The organism is Chryseobacterium sp. SIMBA_038 (assembly GCF_046535115.1).
Lineage (GTDB): Bacteria > Bacteroidota > Bacteroidia > Flavobacteriales > Weeksellaceae > Chryseobacterium.
Genome location: NZ_JAWRXH010000012.1, coordinates 56,172 through 81,264, shown reverse-complemented (window position 1 = coordinate 81,264; position 25,093 = coordinate 56,172). Strand labels below are relative to the sequence as shown.

Below are 25,093 nucleotides of genomic sequence, written 5' to 3'. Positions count from 1 at the left end.
ATTTTATCTTACATTGGACCTTGTTCGTCTCCGCCTGTAGCGTTTGCGTTAACATCCTTTTTCTTTTTAGGCTGTTCTACTTTTTCACCTTGCTTAAATCTATAAGTTAAAGAAACTGAGAACTGTCTTGGTTGCCATTGCATGTAAGAATCTCTTACACTATTTGCTGTATAAGTTGTAGATCTCATAGCTCTGGTATTGAAAATATCCTGAACATTAAATGCTAAAGTTCCATCTCCTTTCCAAATTGTTTTTGAAGCACCAAAGTTTATTCCATACATATCTTTTCTATCCTGATAAGCCGTTTTCTGACCTCCTCTATAAGATCCCTGTATTTGGAAGCTGAATGTTTTATCTACTTTAACCGTTGTAGAAAGTCTTGCTCTTGTTGAGAAACCTTTACCATTAAAATTAGCAACAGCCTGAATAGGATTTCCCTTTTCGTCAAAAGTATCATATAGACTACTTCCTTTCGTGTTGTATCCAAATGCATCTACGTTTCCTAAGAATTTTAACCAACTTGTTGCATCCCAGCTGAAGTTTAAATCTAAACCGTAACGGTCGTCAGTACCTAAATTGATAGGTTTTGTGTGAGATTCTATACGCTGAGGATCTAGGGGAATTCCATCTTCATCTACAGCTAGTTTGTTGTAAACCAACATTTTTGTATCATCAGTCTGATGTCTGTAGTATAATGTAGGATTTAGCGTAAATTTCTTTTTAGAGATGCTATATCCAAATTCAAAAGAGTCAACGTAAGAAGGATTTAGATTTATATTTCCGTCAAAGATATTTTGATTATCACTATAATTTGGGTTAGGGATCATAAAGAATGATCTTGGGCGGTCAATTCTTCTGGTATAGTTTAATAAAAACTGATTGTCTTTTGCAAATTCATAGCTTAAGTAAACGCTCGGAAATAAATTGTTATAATTCTTAGTAGTAACAACAGGATCTACTTTAGGATCAAGACTTAGGTAATTAATGTCTACATTAGAGAGTTCATCTCTTACTCCCACTTGATAGGCTAGTTTACCAATTTTACTTTTAAATTGTAGATAAAAAGCATTGAAAGTCTCTTTATATGTCGCATCATAAGTATAGGGCTTAAGGAAATCTAAAGGCTTTGTTGTAGTGCTTTCACGGACATCATTGCTGTAATCATTTGTATTGATATCAATCCTGTATCCTGCCTCTAATTTTGAAATTTCACCAATAGGCAACTCATAATCAATCTTACCAATAACAGATTTGTTGATGGTATTCTGATTTATGATATCTTTCAAATTATCAATAGTATCATCAATATTGGTATCATTGTATGATCGGCTTCTCTGCAAACTTAATGATAATGATAGATTTTGCCCTTTGTCATCAAATTTATGATCTAACCCAAAATCACCCTGAAAAGCAAGATTGTTGTTTGTGCCGAACGTAGTTCTGTTTGATGTATAAAAAGGATTTTTTAAAGGAGTGTAACCATAATCAATATTACCGAAGTTTTCACTGTCAAATGTTCTTACCGTACCTGATGCATTTACCGATGTTTTTTCAGTTATATCATATACTATTCCGGCAGAAGCATTATAGTTGTTATTTTTACTTTTAGTTTCAGAGTTGGTATTTCTTTGTACCAAATCCTTATCTAATATAGCATTGGTGAAATAATCATTATTTCTACTGGTGTTTTTTGATTCTCTATATCCTCCACCACCATTTAGAAACCATGTAAAGTTTCCTTTTCTCCAGTTAAGATTGGCGTTAAGATTTGTTTGAGGAAGATATCCTAAAGTTCCTATAACACTACCATTGAAACCGGTTTTCTTACTTTTCTTTAAAATAATATTTAAAATACCTGCAGTTCCGGAAGCTTCAAATTTTGAAGACGGATTGGTAATTACTTCAATTTTCTCGATCTGATCAGCCGGTATACTTTGTAAAGCATTCGCACCATCATCAATACCAAGAAGGGCAGAAGGTTTTCCGTTAATCAAAAATCTTACATTAGAACTACCTCTCATAGAAACAGTTCCGTCAGTATCCACAGAAACCGAAGGTACATTAGAGAGAACATCCTGCAGATTCCCTCCCTTACTCACAATATCCTGAGACGGATCATAAGTTCTCTTGTCTAATTCTACTTTGTAAGCTTTGGTTGTAGGAGCTGTTAAAACAATTCCTTCAATATCCTGAGTTTTAACATTTGTAGCACTTTTTTCAGGTTCAATGGATAATGCTCCGATGTTTCCGGCTGCTGAAATCTGCTTATTAATAAGGCTTTTCTTGTAATCGATTGCCTCAATCGTGATGTCGTAATTTCCCGGCGTAAGGTCTAGTTTATACTGTCCTTTTTCGTCGGTAAGCGTAGCATCACTTAATAATTTATTTGCTTTATTACTGAAAGTCACTGAAGCATAAGGAACAGGTTGGTTACTTTTATTAACTACCGTTCCTGAAATACCTGCTTTTTCCTGTCCAAAGGCGAACGCTGCCGCCGATAGTACAAAAGTAAGCCCTAAAGTTCTTTTTGTGAAAATATTGATAATTTCCGTCTGATTCATAAGGTATTGTTTGTGTAAAATCGTGAAAAATCTTTCTTAATATTATGAAATTGTTAATTGAATACATTTCAATATATTAAGGTTAGTTTATTATTTATAAAGTATATGTCGTTTTTTAAACCTAAATGTTAATTATTAGATTGTTAAAATAAAGTTAAATTTATTTCTTATTTTATATTTTTTGAATTTAGCCAATCCTGATACGCTTTTGCATTAATTGCATGCTCTTCCGCACTCGCTGTAAATTTGTGATATCCAAATCTTTTAGGATCTGCACACATGAAGATAAAGTTGTTGTTTTCTGCATTCAAAACAGCATCAACAGAGCTTTTATCTACAACACAAATTGGTCCTGGCGGAATTCCTTTATTAGCATACGTATTATAAGGAGATGGGGTCGTTAAATGTTTATATAAAACTCTTTTTATCGGATCTTTAAAATTTGTCTGCTTGTTGATGGCATAAATTACCGTTGGATCAGATTGAAGTTTCATTCCTTTTCTGTAACGGTTTAAATACAATCCTGCGATCGTTTTCATTTCATCCTTCTTACCTCCCGATTCTTTATAAACAATAGAAGCCAAAGCATAAATCTGATCTCTTGTTAAGCCTGATTGTTGCTCTTTAGCTTTTCTTTCGCTGTTCCAAAATTCGTTATACTGACTGTCAAACTTGTTAAAGAACTCTTTTGGAGTTACCGTCCAGAAAAAATTATACGTATCAATGAAAAAATATTTTTTCAAATCTTCTGCATTATTATATCCTTTTTCTGTGGCGATCTTATTAAAATCATTCACAAATTGTAGAGAGTCCAGCTCTGTTTTCTTGGTTACTTTACCAACCATTTGATAAATATCTCCAAAATCACCAATTCTAAATGTATTCTCACTCTGATTTCCGGCTTTGATCATATTCACCAAGTTCGTGTTCCCAGTTCCGCTTTGGATGTGGTAACGACCGGCTTTTAAATATTTATCAAGATTTTTATCTTTTGCAACATCTTCAAAAGATTCTTTATTTTTAATATAGGGAGCAATAGAATCTAATACTTGTTTAAAACTCGCATTATGAGGGATCAAAACATATCCGTCTTTTTCTACGTTGTTTCCGTAATATTTAGTATAAAATCTAAAACCAAAAAATCCTGCAATCACAATAATTAGCAGAATGATAATGAGAATAGCTTTTTTCATTATTAAAATTGATTAAAAGTTTTCGTTGTTTTTAAATAAGATCTACTTTTCCTCTAAAAACCTGTTTTGCAGGACCCTCTAACCAAATATTCTGGAAAGAGTCTCCATTTTTTTCAGCATAAACTTTAAGGTTTCCGCCTAAAGTTTTAACTTTTACAGAGATTAGATTATGTTTTTGCAAAAAAGTTAAAGCAGAAGCTGTAACTCCTGTTCCGCAACTGAAAGTTTCGTCCTCAACGCCTCGTTCATAGGTTCTTACAAAGATCTCATCATCGGTAATTTTTTCAACAAAATTTACATTGATGCCTTTTTCTTTATAATTTTCGGAGTTTCTGATGCCATTTCCTTGTGCGAAAACGTTGTAATTTACCAAGTCCTCCACATATTTTACATAATGAGGTGAGCCGGTATTCATCACAGCGTCTTCTCCGTCATTGGAAACAGTTTCTACATCAATCATTTTTAGTTTAATGATTCCATTGTGGATTTCAGCTTCATGATTACCATCAATGGCGATGAATTTGCACTTATCTTCAAAAATATCAAGGAAAAAAGCAAAGGCTACAAGACATCTTCCGCCGTTTCCACACATGGTGCTTTCTCCGCCGTCAGAATTATAATACACCATTTTAAAATCATAACCGTCTTCATTTTCCAATAAAATAAGACCGTCAGCCCCGATTCCGAAACGTCTGTCGCACAATTTTTCGATTGTATTTTTGTCTTTAGGAAACTGTAGATCACGATTATCGATCATTACAAAATCATTTCCTGTGCCTTGATATTTATAAAATTCCATACTTTTCTTGTCTAAAATATAAACGTGCAAAATTACTATATTTAAAACAAAAAACGAACAGTGTTAGCTGTCCGTTTTCTTATTTATAATCGTTTTATCTAAATCCGCCTCCGGTTGATCTGGTTGGAGTTGTAGTTTGTGGAGTGCTGTTTCTAAATCCTCCACTATTGCTGTTTGACGAGCTGTTATCATTTCTAAATCCGCCACTGTTGTTATTTTGTGGTGCCGGAGTAGTTGGTTGTTGATTTCTGAATCCGCCACTATTATTATTTGATGGCGTGCTATTTCTGAAACCTCCATTATTACCATTATTTGCTGGTGGCGTAGAATTTCTAAAACCTCCGCTATTTTGGTTGCTTCCGGAATTTGAGTTTCGGAATCCTCCGTTGTTATTTCCGTTATTCTTAAATCCGCCTCCGTTATTGTTACCGTTTGAGTTATTTCGGAATCCGTTATTAGGTCTTTGTGAAGTAGTAGTCGTATTTCTTCTTTCTACATACACTTTTCTTCTGTTACTTCCATAATAATAAGGAACACCGCTGTCGTAGTAATAATTGATATCATTTCTGTAATAATATCCATCGTTACCATAATATCCGCCGCCGCCGTAATATCCTTGTGGAGCGTAATAATTTCCGTTGTTATAGTATGGGTCTCCGTATCCGTTGTTTGCGTATCCGTCTGAATAAGCAAGACAAGATGTTAAGCTTGCTATAGCGAAAATACTGAATGTTATTTTTAATAAATTTTTCATGACTTTATTGTACTTTTTTCTTTAAAACTTTTTTTCCAACTGACGTATCCTAGGATCGCCATTATAGTAAATACCAAATATTGAACCGAAGTGATACCAAGCCCCTTAAAAATCATCATAGGCATACAAATAAAATCTCCGATGATCCAGAAAATCCAGTTCTCAATGCGCTGTTTGGCCATAAACCACATCCCAACTAAAAATATTGAAGTGGTGATAACATCAAGCCAATTTGCCCAATCAAGATGATATAAACCTAGGTTTGTACCCTCCATTGAAAACTGATTATCGATGTAAGGTTTATAATAATATATGATGGTAACTAAAAGTAGACTTATGATGAAAAGAAAGGTCGCAAAAATCCATTCTTTTTTGGTAGCCCACGTTACATCAACATGAATATGATCTTTAGAATTCTTTGCCCACAAGACCCAACCGTAAACACTCATTGCCGTATAATAAACATTAATCATACAATCTCCCAATAATCCGAAGTTGAAAAGAATGTAAACATAAATTAATGTAGAAACTATACCGGTAGGATATACCCAAATATTTTTCTTGATGGAAAAATAAACACTTAAAATTCCGAAGACCGTTCCGCCGGCTTCTAACAGAATTTGTAAATCAGTATAGCTCTCATACGGTTTTACGAAAAGATCGTATAAATTCATGAGGTCAAAAATAAACAAAAAATCAGACACCTGAAAATGCCTTAAATTATATGTGAATCAGATTTTTAAGTTTTTAAATTTAAAATAAATGACGAAAGTTTGTCAATAAACGTTACTATTTCTAAATTTTTTATATTTTCGTAAATCTTTAATAAATAATAAAATATGTCTAAAATTTGGGTTAAAAAACCGATGAGCGCCTATGAAGCTGATATCAAAAAGAGTGAGCTGAAACGCGTTCTTGGAAAATGGAGCCTTACTGCTATTGGAATCGGAGCAATTATCGGAGGAGGAATTTTTGTACTGACGGGAACGGGAGCATACTATAATGCAGGGCCTGCATTGGCTTTGTCTTTCGTGATCGCGGGTATTGCCTGTGTATTTGCAGCTTTGTGTTATGCGGAATTTGCATCAATACTCCCCGTAGAAGGTTCGGCTTACGCTTACGCTTATGGAACAGTAGGAGAGATCTTCGCCTGGATCATCGGTTGGGGACTGATTCTCGAATATGCAATGGGATCGATGACCGTTGCGGTATCCTGGTCGGGATATTTTGCAAAACTTCTCAAAATGTTTGGGTTACATTTGCCAGCATGGCTTACAACTGATCCACAAACGTATTGGGCGGCAGGAAACTCTGGTTTTTCAATGAATTTACCGGCATTTTTTATCGTTTTATTTGTAATCTCAATTTTAGTTAGAGGAACAAAAGGAGCGGCAAAAGCAAACAACTTTATCGTTATCCTTAAAGTTTCGGCTATTATTTTCGTAATTATTGCTGGAGCATTTATTATTTTCGGTTCAGCCGATCCTTTTAAAAACTGGATTCCTTTTATCCCTGAAGCTACAACTATTACGGAAGGCGGAGTCTCGCATTCTGCATATGGTATAGGCGGAGTTGTCGCGGGAGCATCTGCTATTTTCTTTGCTTACGTAGGATTTGATGCAGTTTCTACACAGGCTGGAGAAGCTATTAATCCTAAAAAGGACGTTCCTTTTGCTATTATTACTTCATTAATTATCTGTACACTTTTATACATATTAGTATCTCTTGTTTTGACAGGAATGATGCATTATACAGATTTCAATCCACTTGGTAAATATCCTGATGCTATCAAAGCTCCTGTAGCTTACGCATTTGATATTGCCGGCTATGCTTGGGCTGGTTACATCATTACGATTGCAGCGACAGTTGGTTTGATCTCAGTATTAATGGTAATGATCATGGGACAGTCAAGAATTTTCTTGGGAATGTCTAAAGATGGTCTTATCCCTGCTACTTTCTCAAAAGTAAACCCTAAAACGGGGGTTCCAACGAAAAACCTTATTATTTTGGGAGGTGTAATTTCTGTTGTTGCTTCTTTAACACCAATTAATGACCTTGCTCACATGACAAGTTTCGGAACTCTATTTGCGTTCACGATGGTTTGTGTTGCTGTTTGGGTATTGAGAGTGAAAGAACCGAACTTACAGAGAAACTTTAAAGTTCCGGCTTTACCTTTGATTGCTTGTTTAGGTATTTTAATTAATGTTTATTTGATTTTTAACTTGAGTAGAGAAGCTAAATTATATTCTTTTGCTTGGTTAATTATCGGTTTCATTATTTATTTCCTATACAGTAAGAGAAACTCAAAACTTCAAAACGGAGGTTATGGAGAAACTTTTAAAGCTGAACAGGAGCCTTTAGAAAAACCAGACTTAGATTAATTAAAAAATATTCAACTTAAAATCCACAGAATTCTGTGGATTTTTTATTTTTGCTAATATGAAAAAGCTTTTACCATTTTTATTTTCATTCTTGGGAATACTTACATTTTCTCAACAAGTAGAAAGTCTGACAACTATTTTAAATGATAAAATAAGCATTCGCGCTTTAGAACTTTACGATGGAAAAGTCTGGTACAGCGGAACAGATTCAAAGTTTGGTTTTGTTGATTTAAAGAATTTTAATAATCAAAAACAGATCAAATTATCAGAAAAGAAACTTCAATTCAGAACTTTGGCTCAGAATAAAGAGTCATTTTTTGCAATTAATATTGAAAGCCCGGCTTATTTTTTTAAGATTGATAAAAAAGATTTGGTATACAAGATTGTGCATACCGACACTACGAAAACAGCATTTTATGATGCATTATTGGTTTATAATAAATTCGGAATAGCTTTCGGTGATCCTGATCCTACCCAAAAACTGAACCTTGCATTTTCAGTTGATGGGGGATCAAAATGGACAAGTTGTGATTGTAAAAACTGGCCAAAATTAGAAAAAGGAGAAGCAGCTTTTGCTGCCAGTAATACCAATATTTCAAATTATGCAGGAAGGTTATGGATTGCCACTGGTGGCAAAAAATCAAGAATTTATAAAAAGAGAGCGATATCTTGTAAATGGGATGTTTATGAAACTCCTTTTATTCAAGGGGAGTCTTCTCAAGGGATTTATTCGATAGATTTTGGCAGCAAAAAATTCGGTGTTGCAGTTGGTGGAGATTATACAAAACAAGATGCAAATGCCAATAACATTGCAACAACTATTGATGGTGGAAAAACATGGCAAATTCAGGCTTCCGGAAAAAATGCCGGATACACAACTTGCGTAAAAATTAAACCAAATTCAAAAGGAAAAGAAATTATTTCCATTGGAGATCAACATATCAGTTATTCTTCAGATTTTGGAAAAACCTGGAATAAAATTTCAGATGAAAAAGGATTTTTTGTCTGCAAATGGGTTGATGAAAATACCGTTATTTTGGCTGGTAAGGATAAAATATCTTTACTGAAATTAAAATTTTAAATTTTTCATATAGAGCATATCTCTGTAAAAACTTTTCATTAAAACTTTCTTCAACTTAATTTTGGTTAAAATTTCCGCATGAAAAATTTTAAAATATTCTTTCTTTTATTAATTCCGACTTTATTTTATACTCAAAAGATCAGAGTTTTCATTCTTGCCGGACAATCGAATATGAATGGTTTCGGTTACAATAAAGATCTTCCGAATGATTTAAAAAACTTTAAAGACGTTTATATTTTTCAGGGAAACTCAGTTCCGGATGGAGATTTGAATGGAGGAGTCGGACAATGGGATGTTTTAAAGCCCGGACACGGAACCGGATTTAAGACAGATGGAAAAACAAATACATTGTCAGACAGATTCGGTTTAGAAATTACTTTTGCAAAAAGAATGAAGGAACTTTTCCCGAATGATAAAATTGCTTTAATAAAATATGCAAGAGAAGGAACTTCCATCGACAGTCTTGCAGCCGCCAATTTTGGATGCTGGGATGCAGATTTTAACGGAAAGAATGGAATCAATCAATACGATAACTTTTTAAAAACCGTAAAAAATGCTTTATCAGAAACAGATATCGACGGAAACGGCAAAAAAGATGAATTAATACCTTCAGGAATTCTTTGGATGCAAGGCGAGAGTGACGCAGGTTTCACAGAAGAAATTGCCGATAAATATTACGATCACTTGAAAATATTGATGAATCAAATGAGAGCGACTTTATTAATCGATGATCTGCCTGTTGTGATCGGAAAAATCTCAGATTCCGGAAAGAATGAAGTCGGGAAAGTTTGGCCGACAGGGGAGTTGGTGCAATATGCTCAGGAAAAATTTGTGAAGAATGACAAAAATGCGGCGATCATCCGATCAACGGTAAAATATAATTACGGAAATGATCCTTGGCACTATGACAGTGCAGGTTACATCGATTTGGGAAAGAATTTTGCGGATGCGGTATTTAGACTCATTATAAATTTCGAAAAGAAACCCTAATATAATTCATGATTTAAAATTCATAAGTTATATTTAATTTTGCAATATGAAATTCCTTTTGGAGTGCCATTTTAAAATTTACATTTTCAATGAATTCTTTAATAGATAAATATAATATTCCGGGACCTCGTTATACGTCTTATCCTACCGTTCCTTATTGGGACGAGAGCACTTTTTCACCTGAAAAATGGAAAGAAAGCGTTGTAAGGTCATTTAAGGAAAGTAATGAAGGGGAAGGAATTTCTATTTACATTCATTTGCCTTTTTGTGAGGCTTTGTGTACATTTTGCGCGTGCCACAAGCGTATTACAAAACAACATAGCGTAGAAACACCTTATTTAGAAAGTGTTTTAAAAGAATGGAAGCTTTATTTGGAACTTTTTAATGAAAAACCAAAATTAAAAGAACTTCATTTAGGCGGCGGAACACCAACATTTTTCTCTCCTAAAAATTTAAAAACTTTATTGGAAGGTATCTTTGAAAGTGTAGAAATTGCAGAACATCCTGAATTTTCTTTCGAAGGTCACCCAAATAATACAACGAAAGATCATCTTCAAACTTTGTATGATCTAGGTTTCAGAAGGGTGAGTTTTGGGGTTCAGGATTACGATCCTAAAGTTCAGAAAGCGATCAACAGAATTCAGCCTTTTGAAAATGTGAAAAATGTGACGGAATGGGCTAAAGAAATTGGCTACAGAGGTATCAGTCATGATTTGGTTTTCGGGCTTCCGCACCAAAGTTGGGAAGCAATGGAATACACGATTCGTAAAACAATGGAATTGAAGCCGGATCGTTTGGCATTTTATTCTTACGCACACGTTCCGTGGGTGAAGGGTGTCGGACAAAGAGGTTTCGACGAAAATGACCTGCCAAGCGGAGAAGAAAAACGCCGTTTGTACGAAGATGGTAAAAAATTATTGGAAGATCTGGGATATATTGAGGTGGGAATGGATCATTTTTCTTTGGAACATGATGATTTATACCAATCATTAATTCAGAAAAAACTTCACAGAAATTTCATGGGATATACTTCAAGCAACACTCAATTGATGGTTGGCCTTGGAATGTCGTCTATTTCTGATTCATGGTATGCTTTTGCTCAAAACGTAAAAACGGTTGAAGAATATCAAAAGAAGGTTGAAGAAGGTGAAATTCCTGTGGTAAAAGGTCATATTTTAAATGAAGAAGATCTGATTGTAAGAAGACATATTTTGAATTTAATGTGTCAGCTTGAAACAACTTTTGATGTTCAAAACTCTTTCCCTGAGTTGGAAAATGCATTCGAAATGCTGAAAGAAATGGAAAAAGACGAGCTGGTTGAAATTCATGATAATCAAATAAAAATTACCGAAAAAGGAAGAGCATTTACGAGAAACGTAGCGATGGTTTTTGACCTTAGAATGATGAGAAACAAACCTGAGACTAGAATTTTCTCAATGACGATATAAAAGAAAAGCGATTCAATTTTGAATCGCTTTTTTTGATGTATTTTTAGGATTAATTGGATTTTATCCAAATTTTTATTTAATAATCAATTTCTGGCTGTAAGATTTCAACTCACCGGATTTTAAATTAATATAATAAACCCCTGCAGGAATTCCAGTAATATCAATGCTGTTATCACTGCTGATCTTCGCATTTTCAAGAACTTTTCTTCCCTCTGAACTTATAATTTCAGCAGAAATATTTTTATCTTTCAAGCCATCAATGAAAACTTTTTTAGAAGCAGGATTCGGATAGACTTTGATTTGCTTCAAATTATTATTTTCATTCGTAGATAAAGAAGCATCTGTTTTAATTTTAAAGATTTTCCCATTATTTACTGCAGCAACATACAGTTCTTTTTGACTGTCTTCTCCAAAAGTTGAGAAATTATTTCCAGCAAATGAGGTCGTCCACGTAATTGAATTTCCAGAATCTAAAATTCCGATCTGTGGAGTACAATAATCACTGAAAATATATTTTCCTTGAAGAGTGGGATAGGTTGTTCCTCTGTAAACGTAACCTCCTGTTATAGAACATCTTCCTCCGGAATGATCATAAACCGCCACTGGAAAAGTCATTGTCGAAGAAGCCTGACAACCTGCTGTGTTGTAAGCTGTGTTTCCTTCATAACAACGCCATCCGTAATTGACTCCGGCTTGGGTGAGCGGTATTCTGTTGATTTCTTCAATTTGTCCCTGTCCAACATCTGCGATCACCGCATTTCCTGTTGTAAGATCGAATGACCATTTCCAGGCATTTCTAAGTCCGTAAGCCCAGATTTCGTCTAAACCATCAACCGCTGAGCCAATAAAAGGATTTCCGGTCGGGATATTGTAAGCTCCTGTTGCATTCACATCAATTCTCAGCATTTTTCCGAGTAAGGAATTTTTGTTTTGAGCGTTATTATTGGGATCTCCGCCACTTCCTCCGTCTCCCGTGACGATCCATAAATTTCCGTCAGGTGCAAAATGAATACTTCCGCCATTGTGATTATCAAACGGTTTTGGAATATTCAATAAAATCTTTTCAGAATTAGGATCAGCAACATTGGCATCTGAAGTTACGGTGTATCTCGCAACGATAATGTTCCCGGCTGTGTTGTTGTAATACACAAAAAAATACCCGTTCGTCGAGTATTGTGGGTGGAATGCTAAACCTAAAAGTCCTCTTTCTCCGCCATACAGAATTTTAGAACTGATATTTAAGAAATTCGTGGCATTAATTGTCCCGTTTGGTTGAATAATTTTAATCATTCCGTTCTGTTGCACGACAAATAGCCTACTGTCGTTAGCGTTTGTAATCTCTACCGGAGCCGTAAGTCCGGTGGCAAATTCTTCCAAAATAATTGTTTGAGAATTAAGGATTAAGGAAGAAAAAATACTTGCCGTAAAAAGTAGTTTTTTCATAATATTTTGATATTTAGTGTGTTGAATTAAGTGAATGAAAATTCCGTACCAATCAAATTTAAAATATCATCATAATATAACATAAAAATTGATAAATCTTAAATAGAAGTGAAATAGCCGATATATCTGAAAATAAACGATTTCTGTTCTTAAAAATTCATAAAATATCAAGAAAATCATTATATTTGCCGACTTAATTTAACGTAGTTATAACAAAATGCAAGGAAAAGGACTTATTACAATTGTTGCTATTGTACTAGGGTTAATTTGCTTAAATGAGCTATTACCAACTTGGTACGCCAGCAAAATTGAAAAGCAGGCAACTGCTGTTGCAGGAGACAATCCGGAAAAGTATCAGAAAGAAATTACAAGGCTTTCTAAAGATACACTGAACCTGGGATTCACAAAACTTTATTACACTAAAGCCAAAGACAAGGAAATGAAACTTGGTCTTGACTTGAAAGGTGGGATTAACGTTCTTTTGGAGATCAACCAAAGAGATTTGGTGAACGATCTTACAAATTACTCTACAAATCCTGTTCTTATCGAGGCTTTAAACAAGACTGATGAAGCTCAAAAGAGTTCAACAAAATCTTACATCGACAATTTCTTCGATCAGTTTGACGCTGTAAACAGAGCAAAAGGAACAAATCTTAAACTTGCAGATCCGGAAATTTTCGGAAATACAAACTTATCTGAGATTAAATACAATACTTCTGATGAGCAGGTAAAAAGCATCATTAAGAGAAGAATTGACCTTTCTGTAGGTACAGCTTTTGAGGTGATCAGAACCAGAATCGATAAGATGGGTGCAGTGCAGCCAAACGTTCAGAGAGTACCTGGTACGGCAAGAATTTCTGTTGAAATGCCTGGTATGAAGGATATCGATAAAGTGAAGAAAATGCTTCAGACTTCTGCAAAACTTCAGTTCTGGGAAGTACAACAAGCTCCGGAAGTTTATCCTTATTTTCAAACATTAGCTACAATGATCGCTGCAAAAGGTGATTCTATGGGAGTTGCCAAGAATGTCAACTTCATGAATTTGATGCAGGGTGGAAAATCTATGGGTCAAAGTGCTGTTGGAAGTGTAAAATTATCTGATACAGCTACTGTAAACAAAATCTTAAACAGCAAAGTAGGACAGTCTTTACGTCCTTCAAACATTAAATATACACAGTTCCTTTGGGGGTACAAACCTGAAGCTACAGATACTGAAAGTTTAGTATTGTATGCTATCAGAGGTAATATCAACCAAAAAGCTCCTGTAGACGGTGCTGTTGAAACTGCAAGCATTAGCTATGATGAGCTAAGCAGAGTAGTAGTAGACATGCAGATGGATTCTAAAGGTGCTAAAGAATGGAAAACTTTAACTGAGAAAAACGTTGGTAAACCGGTTGCTGTAACATTGGATGGTAGAGTTTATACTGCACCAAACGTTGTAGGCGCAATTCCTAACGGTAGAACTCAGATCTCTGGTAACTTCTCTCAGGAGGAAGCTAAAGAATTGGTTGACGTTCTGGGAGCGGGTAAATTACCTGCAGGTGCAAAAGTGGTTCAGGCTACTGTTGTAGGACCATCATTAGGACAAGAGTCTATTGATGCCGGGGTTATTTCATTTGCTATTGCATTCTTGATTATTATCGTTTATATCATTTTCTATTACGGTGGTGCAGGTGTGTACGCGGTAATTGCAATGATCATTAACTTATTCTATATTTTCGGAATCATGGATTCTGGAGACTTTACATTAACACTTCCTGGTATCGCGGGTATCGTTCTTACAATGGCCATGGCCGTGGATACGAACGTAATTATCTACGAAAGAACGAAGGAAGAATTATTTGCAGGGAAGAGCATTTTAGAAGCTTATAAAGATGGTTTCAAACATGCATTAAGTGCAATTGTTGATGGTCACTTAACGACGTTATTAACGGCAGGTGTACTATTCTTATTCGGAACGGGTCCTATTAAAGGATTTGCTTTAACACTAGGAATTGGTATCTTAATGACATTCTTTACTTCAGTATTACTTTCAAGAGTAATGATCTTCTCAAGATTGAATAAAGGAAAACACCTTTCTGTTTGGACTCCTCCAACGAAAAATCTATTCAGAAATACTTGGATCGATTTCATCGGGAAAAGAAAATATGCATATATCGTTTCTGCTGTATTAACAGTTGTTTGTATTGCTTCAATTGCAATCCACGGATTTAAATACGGAATCGACTTTACAGGTGGTAGAAACTACGTTGTAAGATTTGATAAAGCGGTAAATGCTGAGGAGGTTGAACAGAACTTAGTAAAAGTTTTCAAAACTGAAGATGGTAAAAACTCTTCTGTTGAAGCTAAAACTTTTGGAAACGACATGCAATTAAAGATCTCTACAGATTATCTTATCGAAGACGAATCTTTAAAAGCTGACCAGACTGTAGAACAGAAATTATATGAAGGTTTAAAATCAAGCTTACCGGCTAATGTAACATTACATGATTTCAAATCTGCAGATAAAGAACATGCAGGAATTATTTCTTCTGAAAAAGTAGGACCTACAGTAGCAGATGATATCAAAACTCACGGTATTCTTGCAGTAGTAGCTGCATTGGGAGGTATTTTCTTATATATCTTATTAAGATTTAGAAAATGGCAATTCTCATTGGGTGCTGTTGCAGCATTGTTCCATGATGCGGTTATTATCTTAGGAGCTTATTCATTGCTTCACAAGTACATGCCTTTCAACATGGAGATCAATCAGGATTTCGTTGCGGCGATTCTTACAGTATTGGGTTATTCAATTAACGATACCGTTATTATCTTCGATAGAATTAGAGAGTATTTAAGAGAGAAGAAAGCTTTAACATTAGCTGGATTATTCGATGACTCTATTTCTAGTACATTAGGTAGAACGTTCAACACTTCATTTACAACGATCCTTGTAATTTTAGCGATCTTCATCTTTGGTGGAGATAACTTAAGAGGATTTATGTTTGCAATGTTGATCGGTATTGGATTCGGTACTTATTCATCCATATTCATTGCTTCGGCAATTGCATATGACTTCCTTAAATCTGGAAAAGAAGATGAAGTACACGGAAAAACGACTACTTCTAAAGAAGTACTTGCTTCAAAATAAGTATTACTACAATAAATAAGAAAAAGCCTTTCAATTTGAAAGGCTTTTTTTGTGGATTAATATGTCAGTTTAATGATTATTATTTTAAAACTAATATCTAGCTTCTAAGATCTAACATCTAATTAATATAATTTAGAACCATTATTTTTCCCAATTTGATTATTTTTGCAGGATTATGGAAAATTCAAGGAAAAAAGCGGCCATAGGCTTTATATTTATAACGCTGTTGATTGACATTACAGGATGGGGAATCATCATTCCTGTTGTTCCCAAATTGATTGAGGAACTTATTCATGCAGATATAAGTGAAGCCGCCAAATATGGTGGTTGGCTGGGTTTTGCATATGCTTTTACTCAATTTATATTTTCACCCGTTGTTGGAAATTTAAGTGATAAGTATGGACGAAGACCAATTATTTTGATCTCCCTTTTCGGCTTTGCAGTGGATTATATTTTCCTTGCGTTAGCGCCAACAATTTGGTGGCTCTTTTTAGGGCGGATTATTGCAGGGATTACAGGAGCCAGTGTCACAACGGCAAGTGCTTATATCGCGGATATTTCTACAGATGAAGATCGAGCGAAAAACTTTGGTTTAATTGGAGCAGCTTTTGGACTAGGTTTCATTATCGGACCTGTTCTTGGTGGTGTTTTAGGACATTATGGAGCAAGAGTGCCTTTCTATGCGGCTGCAGGCTTGTGTTTGCTTAATTTCCTTTACGGATATTTCATTCTTCCCGAAAGTTTAGATAAAGATAAACGTAGAGAATTTGATTGGAAGCGTGCAAATCCCGTAGGTTCATTTAAATTTTTAGGAAAACACCCCGAAATTTCAGGATTAATTGTTGCCTTAATTTTAATTTATATTGCAGGGCATGCCGTACAAAGTAACTGGAGTTTCTTTACCATGTACAAATTCAGTTGGACAGAAAGAATGGTCGGAATTTCCCTTGGTGTAGTCGGATTATTGGTCGGATTGGTTCAGGGAGTTTTAATACGATGGACGACCCCAAGATTAGGTGAACATAAAAGTATTTATTACGGATTAGCATTATACGCACTCGGAATGTTGTTATTTGCTTTTGCTACAGAAGGCTGGATGATGTTTGCTTTCTTAATACCTTATTGTTTAGGTGGAATTTGCGGTCCAGCTCTTCAGTCCGTGATCACGAAAAGTGTTCCTGCAAATGAACAGGGTGAGCTTCAAGGAGCATTAACGAGTTTAATGAGTGCGACATCTATTGTTGGTCCTCCAATGATGACGAATTTGTTTTATTATTTTACCCATGATGAAGCGCCTTTTAAGTTCTCAGGAGCACCATTTTTCTTAGCGTTTCTATTGATGACGGCGAGTGTAGTTGCAACTTACTATGCTTTTAAAAAGAATAAAATAAAGTAAAACTACTTAGATAAATAAAAACAGGGAACCAAATTTTGGTTCCCTGTTTCGTTTGAAAGAATTTAGTAACTATGGATAAAGTGATTTTGTTCCGTTGCTTACGATATTGCTTCCCAATCCTGAGAATGATACCGAAAAATTACTTGAATTAAAGCTTAAAGAACCCGTAGGAGTACAAAGTCCAAGAGCATATCTGCACTGTCCGTAAGCTCCCGTTTTTTTGGTTACTTTACTTTCGCTTTTTGCCTTCCCTAAACTTATGTTCCCCCAATCGCTCACATCAACATTTGAAACCGATGAACCTGTATAGTAAATGGTAATTTGGTATCCGATTTCACCTCTTTTAGATCCCCAAAGCCAATTGGCAGTCCACCATTGTTTGTACCATTTGGAAGATACTTTTGAAGCTGCGTCATTTGAAACTTCAGAGTTTCCTCTTTTGTCCATCATGACCAATCCGCTAAGAACGTTGTCCCAGATAATTCCCGAATCATTATAATAACATAATGTTGAGAATTTCTCTCCATTATGATTCCAGCTGATCTCAAGAACATTTGCTTTTGCTTTAATTTCTTCAATCGCCATATCTTTTAATCCTTTTTGAGCGATCGATAAATCTTCACCTGAATTTAAGTTTTCTAATTTCCCGATCTTTACAGACTCAGGATCTAAAATATTTCCTGTTGCAACAAAATTGTCTTTTTGAGAAATTAAATTTTGTGAAAGAGAAACTCCTTTTTCAGTAGATAACTTACCCAAAACAGCAATTCCTTCAATCTTAAGATCATTTTTAAGATACTTTTCAATGTTCTTTTTCGATTCATCAAGTTGAATTTGAACAGCCTCGGGAATTACCTGTGATGAAGGTGTAATTTCTCTTTTTAGATCAGAAAGACTTACTTTTTCTGATGGATTTTCCTGCAAGACCTGATTGTTTTCGTCCTGACAGCTGGTAAGCGTTAATACCGCTAAAACGGCAAAAACCTTACATGTAGTTAGTAGTTTTTTCATAATAAAATATTTAAATGTTTTGTGTGTAATAAATTTACTTAAAATTGTAATATAATTCTCTTTGATTAGAATTAATTATTTATTAAATATTATAAAACACTAAAAACGAATGTGTAAATGATAGTTTAATCATCAAAAAATATTATAAAAGTCAATATTCAAATTAAAAATAGAGTAGAAGTTCATCAAATTTATATCAACATTAATTTCGAACTTCACTTACTGAAAAATTAAAATTTGTTTAAAATATAATATAACTGTATCAGATATGTATAAACTTTTGTAATTTTGTATCATGGAATTAAGCTTTGGAGAAATGGCATTGATCGCAGTTGCGATTGTTGTATTATTCGGACCGGATAAACTTCCTTCGATAGCACGTGACTTAGGCTCGGGCATAAGAAAAATGCGTGGCGCAGTGGAAGACATCAAAACTGAGATAATGAAGGAAACAGATAACCCTGTTTCTGAAATTAAACGTGAAATAGAGAAGGTAAAAGATGCCGCAAAAGAGTATAATCCAATGAAAGATATGGAAAAGGACTTCTTACCCAATCTAAATGAGTCTAATGAAGCACCTAAGCTAAAGCCTGCCGATGACGAAACTCACGAAGGGCCGGTAAGCAGATAATCCATGGAAGAAATTATTCAGGAAGATAAGAAGGTCTTTTTGTTTCTCAATAATTTGGGAAATTCTTCTTTTGATCAGTTTTGGATGCTGATTTCCAGCACTTGGATCTGGGTTCCGCTTTACATTATATTTCTTTACTTTTTATATAAAAATTACAAACTAAGATCTTTAGTTTTTATTCTCATATTTATAGCGATTGGGGCTACGGTTTCTGATCAGTTAGCGAGTGTTTTCAAATTTGGGGTGGCGAGATTAAGACCTTGTCATGACCCAACTTTAGAGCATCACATGAGAATTGTGAAATGTGGAGGGCAGTTCGGTTTCTATTCTGCTCATGCCTCCAACACCTTCTTTTTAGCAACTTACTTAAGTATTTTATTAAAAAAGAAACTCAATTGGTTTCCTTATGCTATATTTGTGTGGGCTGTGGTGGTAGCATACAGTCGAATATATTTAGGTGTACATTTCCCGATAGATATTTTGGTGGGGGCGTTTGTTGGACTTTTATTGGGAGTGATATTTGGTGCACTTGCCAAAAAAGTAATCAATAAACAAAATATAACCTCATGAAAAAACATTTATTAATTCTGGCTTTAGCCTTTTCCTCATTAAATTTTTCCGCTCAGGATGCTAAAATAGCTGAAGAATGCTTTAAAAAAGCAGACTACAAATGTGCAGAAGAGCAATATGCTAAACTTGCTGAAAAAGAACAGATTCAGAAATTTCAATCTGATTATTATAATAACTTAGGAACGTCACAGAGAAGATTAGGAAAGACCGCTTTGGCCTTTAAATCCTATGAAGCTGCTTTGAGGGCAAATCCTATGTCGGCTTCTGTTTATGCAAATTTAGCTTCATTAAACAGCCAGAGAGGAAGCAAGGCAAAAGCTTTGGAATACATCGATAAAGGTCTTCAGATAGAACCTGAAAATGTTGATATGTATTTAACACGTTCTAAAATTTATGAAAGTCAAGGGAAAAAAGATCTGGCTTCAAAAGATTTAAATCAGATTTTAAGTTTTGCGGGAGATAATATTTACGCAAAAACAGGATTAGCCAATCTAAAAAAGAACAGCGGTGATCTGGAAGGTGCTTTAAAAGATTATAATCAATTAATTTCCGAAAAGCCCGAATCTCTTTTGTACAACGGAAGAGCGGATGTTTATCTTAAAATGAAAAAATCTAAAGAAGCTCTTGTTGATGTTAATAAAGCGATTTCAATAGACCCGAAATTTTCTCAATCTTATGTTACAAAAGCTTTGATCTTGTTTGATACTGCAAAACCAAAAGAAGCATGTACAACGTTGGATAAAGCCGTAAGTTTAGGATATGAAAAAGGTCTTCTTGCAGATTATTATGCTAAATGTACAGCACCTGCAAAATAATTAATCATTATGATAAGGTTTTCTCTGAAAAACCAGTAAAAAATAATTATGTTAAACATTGTTCTCGTAGAACCCGAAATACCGAATAACACTGGAAATATCGGACGATTATGTGTAGGTACAGAAAGTAGATTACACTTAATTCATCCCTTTGGATTTATAATTAATGATAAAAATCTGAAACGTTCAGGCTTAGATTATTGGGTTCACCTTGATGTTTCAGAATATGCAAATGTTGATGAATGGATTCAACAGATTCCGGACAAATCCCGTGTTTTTTTAATGAGTTCGCATGCTGAGAAATCTTATTTGGAAACTGATTTTCAGGACGGAGACTGGCTCGTTTTCGGAAAAGAAAGTGTTGGATTGAGTAAAGATGTTTTATCTCGTTTTGATAACCATTTAACGATTCCGATGTCAAATTTAATTAGAAGTTTTAATATTGCAAATTCAGTAGCCTTTGTGGTTGGTGAAGCAAAAAGACAGATTGGTTTAAAATTTAAAATCTAATCGTTATGATAAGGTTTTCCCTGCAAAATCTGGTCTGCGCGATACAATTGTTCAACGATAAATAACCGGATCATCTGGTGCGTAAATGTCATTTTAGATAATGACATTTTTTCGTTTGCTCTCGTGTAAATTTCCTCTGAAAAACCGTAAGCTCCACCAATCAAAATATGAATTTTTTTCACCGAAGAATTCATCCAGGTATCTATTTTTTGTGAAAATTCTCTGCTTGTAAATTGTTTTCCTTTCTCATCTAAAATCACAACCAGATCATTTTTATCGATATGATTAGAAAACAGTTTTGCTTCTTCTTTTTTCAAAAGATCAGGAGAAAGGTTTTTGGCATTTTTTACATCAGGAATTTCTATAATTTCAAAATTCCAGTGTTTGGGGAGGCGAGTAAGGTAGTAATTGATCAAAGAAGTGATTTCTTTATCATCCGTTTTGCCAATGCAGAGTAAATTGATACGCATTTCTTATATTTGCTAGGCGCAAATATACTTTATGAATCTTAAAATTCCCAGCTTCATTCTAAAAATTCAAAAATTCTTTGATGATATACATATTCCTGTGTTGGGAATATCGCTTTGGGAGATGTTTCAGATCTATATTACAGGAGTTTTTAAAGGTAAGATTGGACGAAAAGCGGCATCCATTTCATGGAGTTTTACATTAAGTTTATTTCCGTTTCTTCTGTTTTTGCTGTCGGTTTTACCGTATATGCCTCATTATGATAAACTTCAGTTTTATATTTTTGAAGTATTGATTCACAATGTTTTTCCATCACATATGGAAAATGAAGTGAGAGGATATATTGAAAATAATATTATTCCTAATATGAAGGGAATCAGTAACTTGACAATTGTTTTAGCTTTAGTTTTCGCTACCAATGGAACTTTTTCCCTTATCAATGGATTCAACGAAAATTCCGATGAAAAATTAACGGATGTAAAGGAATTTATTCTGTCATTTTTTATTACAATAGGCTTTATAATAATCGTTTTTCTGGCTCTTTTTGGGGTGTATTATGTGGAAGTTGTAATGAAATTATTTGCTCCGGATGATAGCATTTCATGGTTGGTTGAAAACCTTTCCAGTATCATTGGATTTGTCTCATTTCCATTGTTTTATTTTATTCTTTTAGCATTATTTTACTGGCTGGGAACTGTTAAAATTGCAAGATTCAGACAAGCTGTTCCGGGTGCAATTCTGACGACTGTCCTGTTTGTTGTTACGACTTATTTTTTCGCGCTGTATGTTAAAAATATTGCCAGATACAACGTTTTATACGGATCAATCGGAAGTATGATTTTACTGATGGTCTGGGTAAATGTAAACGTCTATCTTCTTCTGTTTGGAAACGAACTCAATATGGCTCTTAGAAAATTAAGAGTTGAGAAATTGTTGTCGGATGAGCTTAGAAAAGAGGATTCAAATTATCATACGCAAACTGACAATAATCCTTAGAAAGACTATTGTCAGTAAATAATATTAAAGTGAATTTCTAGCTAGGAAAAATTATTTAGAGATTTTAAATTTTTAATTTCCTCTTTTAATTCTTCAATTTCTTCCTTTAGAAGCGCGATATATTCATTTTGATTTTTGAGAATAAAATCCGGAATATTATAAAGTTGATTATTTTCTAAATAATTATTTGATACAGTATCATGATTGTGAATTAATGATAGATGATCTTCCTTAATTTCTTCTACAGTAGTATTTAATGCCTTTGCTATACGTTCCCATTCTTCGTCAGAGATTTTTATTTCTCCCGTTTCTCTTCTTTGATATTGAGACTGGGTCATATGTAAAATCTTTGCTATACTTTCCTGAGTATACATAGCCTTACGGGCTTTAATTAATTTCTTGTTTATCATTTGTGTCTTATTTGTGTGGGACAAATATATTATTTATGTGCTGAATTCACATAAAATTCACATAAAAAGTTTGAAATTATTTCAATAACGTTTGATATTTTTGAATTGTCAATAATGACATAGAACAAAATAAAAAATCAAATTATGAAAAAATTGGAAAAATTACAAAGCTTCCAGATTCAAAATGAAAAACTAGGGAGTATTTTAGGAGGGCAAGGAGGTCCTGCACACATGACTACTAGTATTGGTGTCGGTAGTCCAACAGGTGCTGGAGAGACTTCAATGCCTACGGAGTGGGGCTGTCAATGTAGTTCATATACTAGTGATACTGATTTTGGCAATAATAATATAGCTTTTCATGGTGTAACAGTTATAAATAAGCCTTGTTAATAGAATTCTAATTATCGGAGAGAAGTGTAAACTTCTCTCTTTATATTTACTTAAATATGAAAATAATATTCATTTTCTTTTTAGTTCTATCAGGAATTGCTAAAACTCAAAGTTTTGAATTAAAGAATGAAAAACTTATTAAATATTATGACTTTATTAATAGGGCTGAAAATAAAATCGTCAATAATGATTTAAAGGATGCAAATAACCTGTATAAAGAGGCTTTCAAGGAATTTAAATACCCACATGCTAAAGATTTATATAATAGTATGAAAACTGCTTTGAAAATAAAGGATTTGGAAACAGCATATACTCATTATCAAACGCTAAAATGCTTAGGAAAAAATTTCAGTAAAGATTTTTTAATTGAAAATTTTAAAAATCCTGAAAAGTATAAAGTCATACCTTGCCAAAATACAATAGATTTAAAATATAAAAAGACTTTAGATTCATTGGTCGAAATAGACCAATATTACAGAAAACTATCTAATGGTAATTATCAGGCATACAAAAAAGAACTTACTAAAGGTGATAGTATTGCGTCTACTAGCTTGCTTAAACTGATACAAAATAAAGGATTTCCGAATGAATATAATATAGGGCTAGGTTCTGCTGATGATATATTTTTTCAAAAATTTTGTTTAATAATTTGGCATCAATTAGCCACTAATAATATTAGTAATCAAAAAGTCAATTTTTCTAATGAAATTAATAAGGCGTTAAACGAAGGTAAAATAAGATCAGATATTGCAGGTTTTTTGTTTGATTTGAATAATGGGACAAATAATTATTCATATTTTAAAATTTATCAATTCTTGTCAAATGAAGGAAAAATTGATTGTTGTTATGTTTCAAGTACATTTTTGCCAGAAAGGAGGAATGATAAAGTTAATGATATAATTAATAATGTTAATAATAAGAGAAAACAGATGGGGCTATCTTCAACTGAAGATGAAATCCAGAAAAATATATTTTTATTAAATAATAAAGATTATGCTTTTTTAAACAAAGCAATAGAAAGCTGGAATTTTAAAAATGATAGTGATGCAGAACTCATGAAAAAGAACTTAATTAAGTTAGATGATACTGCTCATTAGTGTTGATAATGATACAATGACCGATGAAATATGTACATGGCTATCATATCAAAATAAAGAATTTGTAAGGCTTAGCGAGAATCAACATATCACAAAAGCTTTTTTTGATTTCAGTAAGAATATTTTCAAAATCTCTATCAATAATATTGAATATGATTTAAACGATTTTACATCTGTTTTCTATAGAAATGGTGGGATTTATTTTAGTCTTGATAAAGAAGAAATTGATAATCATCTAACAGAATTTTATAATTCAGAAATTGAATCAACAACAGAGTTTATTTGCTTTTATTTAAAAATAAATGGAGCAAATATTTTTGGAAATCTTTTTACTAAAGAGGTTAATAAGTTAGAGGTTTTATATTTAGTGGAATCGATAGGTTTAAAAATACCCGATACTTATATTTTGTCTCAGTTAAAAGACTTAGAAAAAGTTGATATTTCTAAGAAATACATTACAAAAGCTGTTTCCGAAATGAAACCTATTTTTATTGAAAATGAATTGTACTTAAACTATACTCGTGAAATAAACCTTAATACAATTCAGAGCAAAAAGGAAAATATTATACCTTCTCTTATTCAGGAGAGAATTAATAAAACATACGAAATAAGGGTGTTTTTCTTTGAGAAGATGATTTGGGCAATTGCGGTGTTTGATTTTTCAGCTAATATTGATATTAGGAATATGAAAGAAAATGATAAAAAACATCTTCCATATAAACTTCCTGCTGAAATAAAAAGAAAGATTATTAAAATGGCAAAAGTGCTAGATTTAAAATGTGGAACAATAGATTTAATAAAATCTGATGATGATTTTTATTTTTTAGAAGTAAATCCGTTAGGGCAGTTTTACCAAGTTAGCTATTACGGAAACTACCAGATTGAAAAATATATTGCTGATTTATTATGAAAGATAAAAAAGAACTTTACTTAAAAGGAGTTGAATTTTCGTTGCAAGAATGGAAAAAATGCAACAATATATCTCAGGTTAAATATTCTGAAAATAAAGATAAAAAAAG

The 25,093-nt window shown here is 33.6% G+C and carries 23 protein-coding genes; 14 read left to right on the top strand and 9 right to left on the bottom strand.

Features of this window, described 5'->3' with window-relative positions:
• Positions 1-8: 8 nt before the first annotated feature.
• The 5 genes from SB689_RS22280 to pnuC all read right to left on the bottom strand — a co-directional run bounded on the left by SB689_RS22280 (position 9) and on the right by pnuC (position 5,981).
• Positions 9-2,561: a TonB-dependent receptor domain-containing protein gene (locus SB689_RS22280; RefSeq protein WP_410694269.1), complete on the bottom strand. Its 2,553-nt coding sequence runs from the start codon at positions 2,559-2,561 to the stop codon at positions 9-11.
• A 167-nt stretch (positions 2,562-2,728) separates the two neighbouring features.
• A complete protein-coding gene (mltG, locus tag SB689_RS22275) occupies positions 2,729-3,754 on the bottom strand; it encodes an endolytic transglycosylase MltG (protein WP_410694268.1) in 1,026 nt (341 codons plus the stop codon).
• A gap of 31 nt (positions 3,755-3,785) precedes the next feature.
• On the bottom strand, positions 3,786-4,553 hold the full coding sequence (gene dapF / locus SB689_RS22270) for a diaminopimelate epimerase (protein ID WP_410694267.1): 768 nt from the start codon (positions 4,551-4,553) through the stop codon (positions 3,786-3,788).
• 94 nt (positions 4,554-4,647) lie between these two features.
• On the bottom strand, positions 4,648-5,307 hold the full coding sequence (locus tag SB689_RS22265) for a hypothetical protein (RefSeq protein ID WP_410694266.1): 660 nt from the start codon (positions 5,305-5,307) through the stop codon (positions 4,648-4,650).
• Positions 5,304-5,981 (bottom strand): nicotinamide riboside transporter PnuC, encoded by a 678-nt coding sequence (gene pnuC, locus SB689_RS22260; RefSeq protein ID WP_410694265.1) that lies wholly within the window; start codon positions 5,979-5,981, stop codon positions 5,304-5,306. Before pnuC ends, SB689_RS22265 begins: the two co-directional genes overlap by 4 nt.
• A gap of 165 nt (positions 5,982-6,146) precedes the next feature.
• Here pnuC and SB689_RS22255 point away from each other — a divergent pair, with 165 nt between their 5' ends.
• The 4 genes from SB689_RS22255 to hemN all read left to right on the top strand — a co-directional run bounded on the left by SB689_RS22255 (position 6,147) and on the right by hemN (position 11,207).
• Entirely contained in the window at positions 6,147-7,688 is a 1,542-nt protein-coding gene (locus SB689_RS22255; protein ID WP_410694264.1) for an APC family permease, read from the top strand.
• Between the two features lie 58 nt (positions 7,689-7,746).
• On the top strand, positions 7,747-8,769 hold the full coding sequence (locus tag SB689_RS22250; RefSeq protein WP_410694263.1) for a WD40/YVTN/BNR-like repeat-containing protein: 1,023 nt from the start codon (positions 7,747-7,749) through the stop codon (positions 8,767-8,769).
• Positions 8,770-8,847: 78 nt separating this feature from the next.
• A complete protein-coding gene (locus tag SB689_RS22245; protein WP_410694262.1) occupies positions 8,848-9,759 on the top strand; it encodes a sialate O-acetylesterase in 912 nt (303 codons plus the stop codon).
• Positions 9,760-9,848: 89 nt separating this feature from the next.
• Complete coding sequence (gene hemN, locus SB689_RS22240; protein WP_410694261.1) at positions 9,849-11,207, top strand: oxygen-independent coproporphyrinogen III oxidase; 1,359 nt, start codon at positions 9,849-9,851, stop codon at positions 11,205-11,207.
• Positions 11,208-11,279: 72 nt separating this feature from the next.
• On the opposite strand, the gene SB689_RS22235 is transcribed toward hemN, so the two are convergent.
• Complete coding sequence (locus SB689_RS22235; RefSeq protein WP_410694260.1) at positions 11,280-12,650, bottom strand: PQQ-dependent sugar dehydrogenase; 1,371 nt, start codon at positions 12,648-12,650, stop codon at positions 11,280-11,282.
• Positions 12,651-12,867: 217 nt separating this feature from the next.
• Here SB689_RS22235 and secD point away from each other — a divergent pair, with 217 nt between their 5' ends.
• Entirely contained in the window at positions 12,868-15,780 is a 2,913-nt protein-coding gene (secD, locus tag SB689_RS22230) for a protein translocase subunit SecD (protein ID WP_410694259.1), read from the top strand.
• A gap of 175 nt (positions 15,781-15,955) precedes the next feature.
• Positions 15,956-17,176 (top strand): TCR/Tet family MFS transporter, encoded by a 1,221-nt coding sequence (locus SB689_RS22225; protein ID WP_410694258.1) that lies wholly within the window; start codon positions 15,956-15,958, stop codon positions 17,174-17,176.
• Positions 17,177-17,245: 69 nt separating this feature from the next.
• Here the strand turns inward: SB689_RS22225 and SB689_RS22220 are convergent, their stop codons facing one another.
• Positions 17,246-18,187: a hypothetical protein gene (locus SB689_RS22220; RefSeq protein ID WP_410694257.1), complete on the bottom strand. Its 942-nt coding sequence runs from the start codon at positions 18,185-18,187 to the stop codon at positions 17,246-17,248.
• A 295-nt stretch (positions 18,188-18,482) separates the two neighbouring features.
• On the opposite strand from SB689_RS22220, the gene SB689_RS22215 reads away from it, so the two are divergent.
• The 4 genes from SB689_RS22215 to SB689_RS22200 are packed head-to-tail and all read left to right on the top strand — an operon-like array spanning position 18,483 to position 20,713.
• Positions 18,483-18,818 (top strand): twin-arginine translocase TatA/TatE family subunit, encoded by a 336-nt coding sequence (locus tag SB689_RS22215; protein WP_410694256.1) that lies wholly within the window; start codon positions 18,483-18,485, stop codon positions 18,816-18,818.
• Positions 18,819-18,821: 3 nt separating this feature from the next.
• Entirely contained in the window at positions 18,822-19,388 is a 567-nt protein-coding gene (locus SB689_RS22210; RefSeq protein ID WP_066750217.1) for a phosphatase PAP2 family protein, read from the top strand.
• On the top strand, positions 19,385-20,203 hold the full coding sequence (locus tag SB689_RS22205) for a tetratricopeptide repeat protein (protein ID WP_410694255.1): 819 nt from the start codon (positions 19,385-19,387) through the stop codon (positions 20,201-20,203). The genes SB689_RS22210 and SB689_RS22205 overlap by 4 nt, the downstream gene beginning before the upstream one ends.
• A 48-nt stretch (positions 20,204-20,251) precedes the next feature.
• On the top strand, positions 20,252-20,713 hold the full coding sequence (locus SB689_RS22200) for a tRNA (cytidine(34)-2'-O)-methyltransferase (protein WP_410694254.1): 462 nt from the start codon (positions 20,252-20,254) through the stop codon (positions 20,711-20,713).
• Here the strand turns inward: SB689_RS22200 and SB689_RS22195 are convergent.
• Positions 20,710-21,183, bottom strand: coding sequence for a 23S rRNA (pseudouridine(1915)-N(3))-methyltransferase RlmH (locus SB689_RS22195; protein ID WP_123983972.1), 474 nt, complete (start codon positions 21,181-21,183; stop codon positions 20,710-20,712). The two genes, SB689_RS22200 and SB689_RS22195, sit on opposite strands and share 4 nt — an antisense overlap.
• 31 nt (positions 21,184-21,214) lie before the next feature.
• Here SB689_RS22195 and SB689_RS22190 point away from each other — a divergent pair, with 31 nt between their 5' ends.
• Entirely contained in the window at positions 21,215-22,177 is a 963-nt protein-coding gene (locus SB689_RS22190) for a YihY/virulence factor BrkB family protein (RefSeq protein WP_410694253.1), read from the top strand.
• A 41-nt stretch (positions 22,178-22,218) separates the two neighbouring features.
• On the opposite strand, the gene SB689_RS22185 is transcribed toward SB689_RS22190, so the two are convergent.
• The gene (locus SB689_RS22185; protein ID WP_410694252.1) at positions 22,219-22,587 is read right to left on the bottom strand and encodes a helix-turn-helix domain-containing protein; all 369 of its coding nucleotides are present in this window, start codon (positions 22,585-22,587) and stop codon (positions 22,219-22,221) included.
• 144 nt (positions 22,588-22,731) lie between these two features.
• Here SB689_RS22185 and SB689_RS22180 point away from each other — a divergent pair, with 144 nt between their 5' ends.
• From SB689_RS22180 to SB689_RS22170, 3 genes are read left to right on the top strand one after another with little or no spacing between them, the layout of a single operon-like run.
• Positions 22,732-22,977, top strand: a complete 246-nt coding sequence (locus tag SB689_RS22180; RefSeq protein ID WP_410694251.1) for a hypothetical protein — start codon at positions 22,732-22,734, stop codon at positions 22,975-22,977.
• Positions 22,978-23,033: 56 nt separating this feature from the next.
• Complete coding sequence (locus SB689_RS22175; protein ID WP_410694250.1) at positions 23,034-24,074, top strand: hypothetical protein; 1,041 nt, start codon at positions 23,034-23,036, stop codon at positions 24,072-24,074.
• On the top strand, positions 24,058-24,984 hold the full coding sequence (locus SB689_RS22170) for a hypothetical protein (RefSeq protein WP_410694249.1): 927 nt from the start codon (positions 24,058-24,060) through the stop codon (positions 24,982-24,984). The genes SB689_RS22175 and SB689_RS22170 overlap by 17 nt, the downstream gene beginning before the upstream one ends.
• Positions 24,985-25,093: the final 109 nt, after the last annotated feature.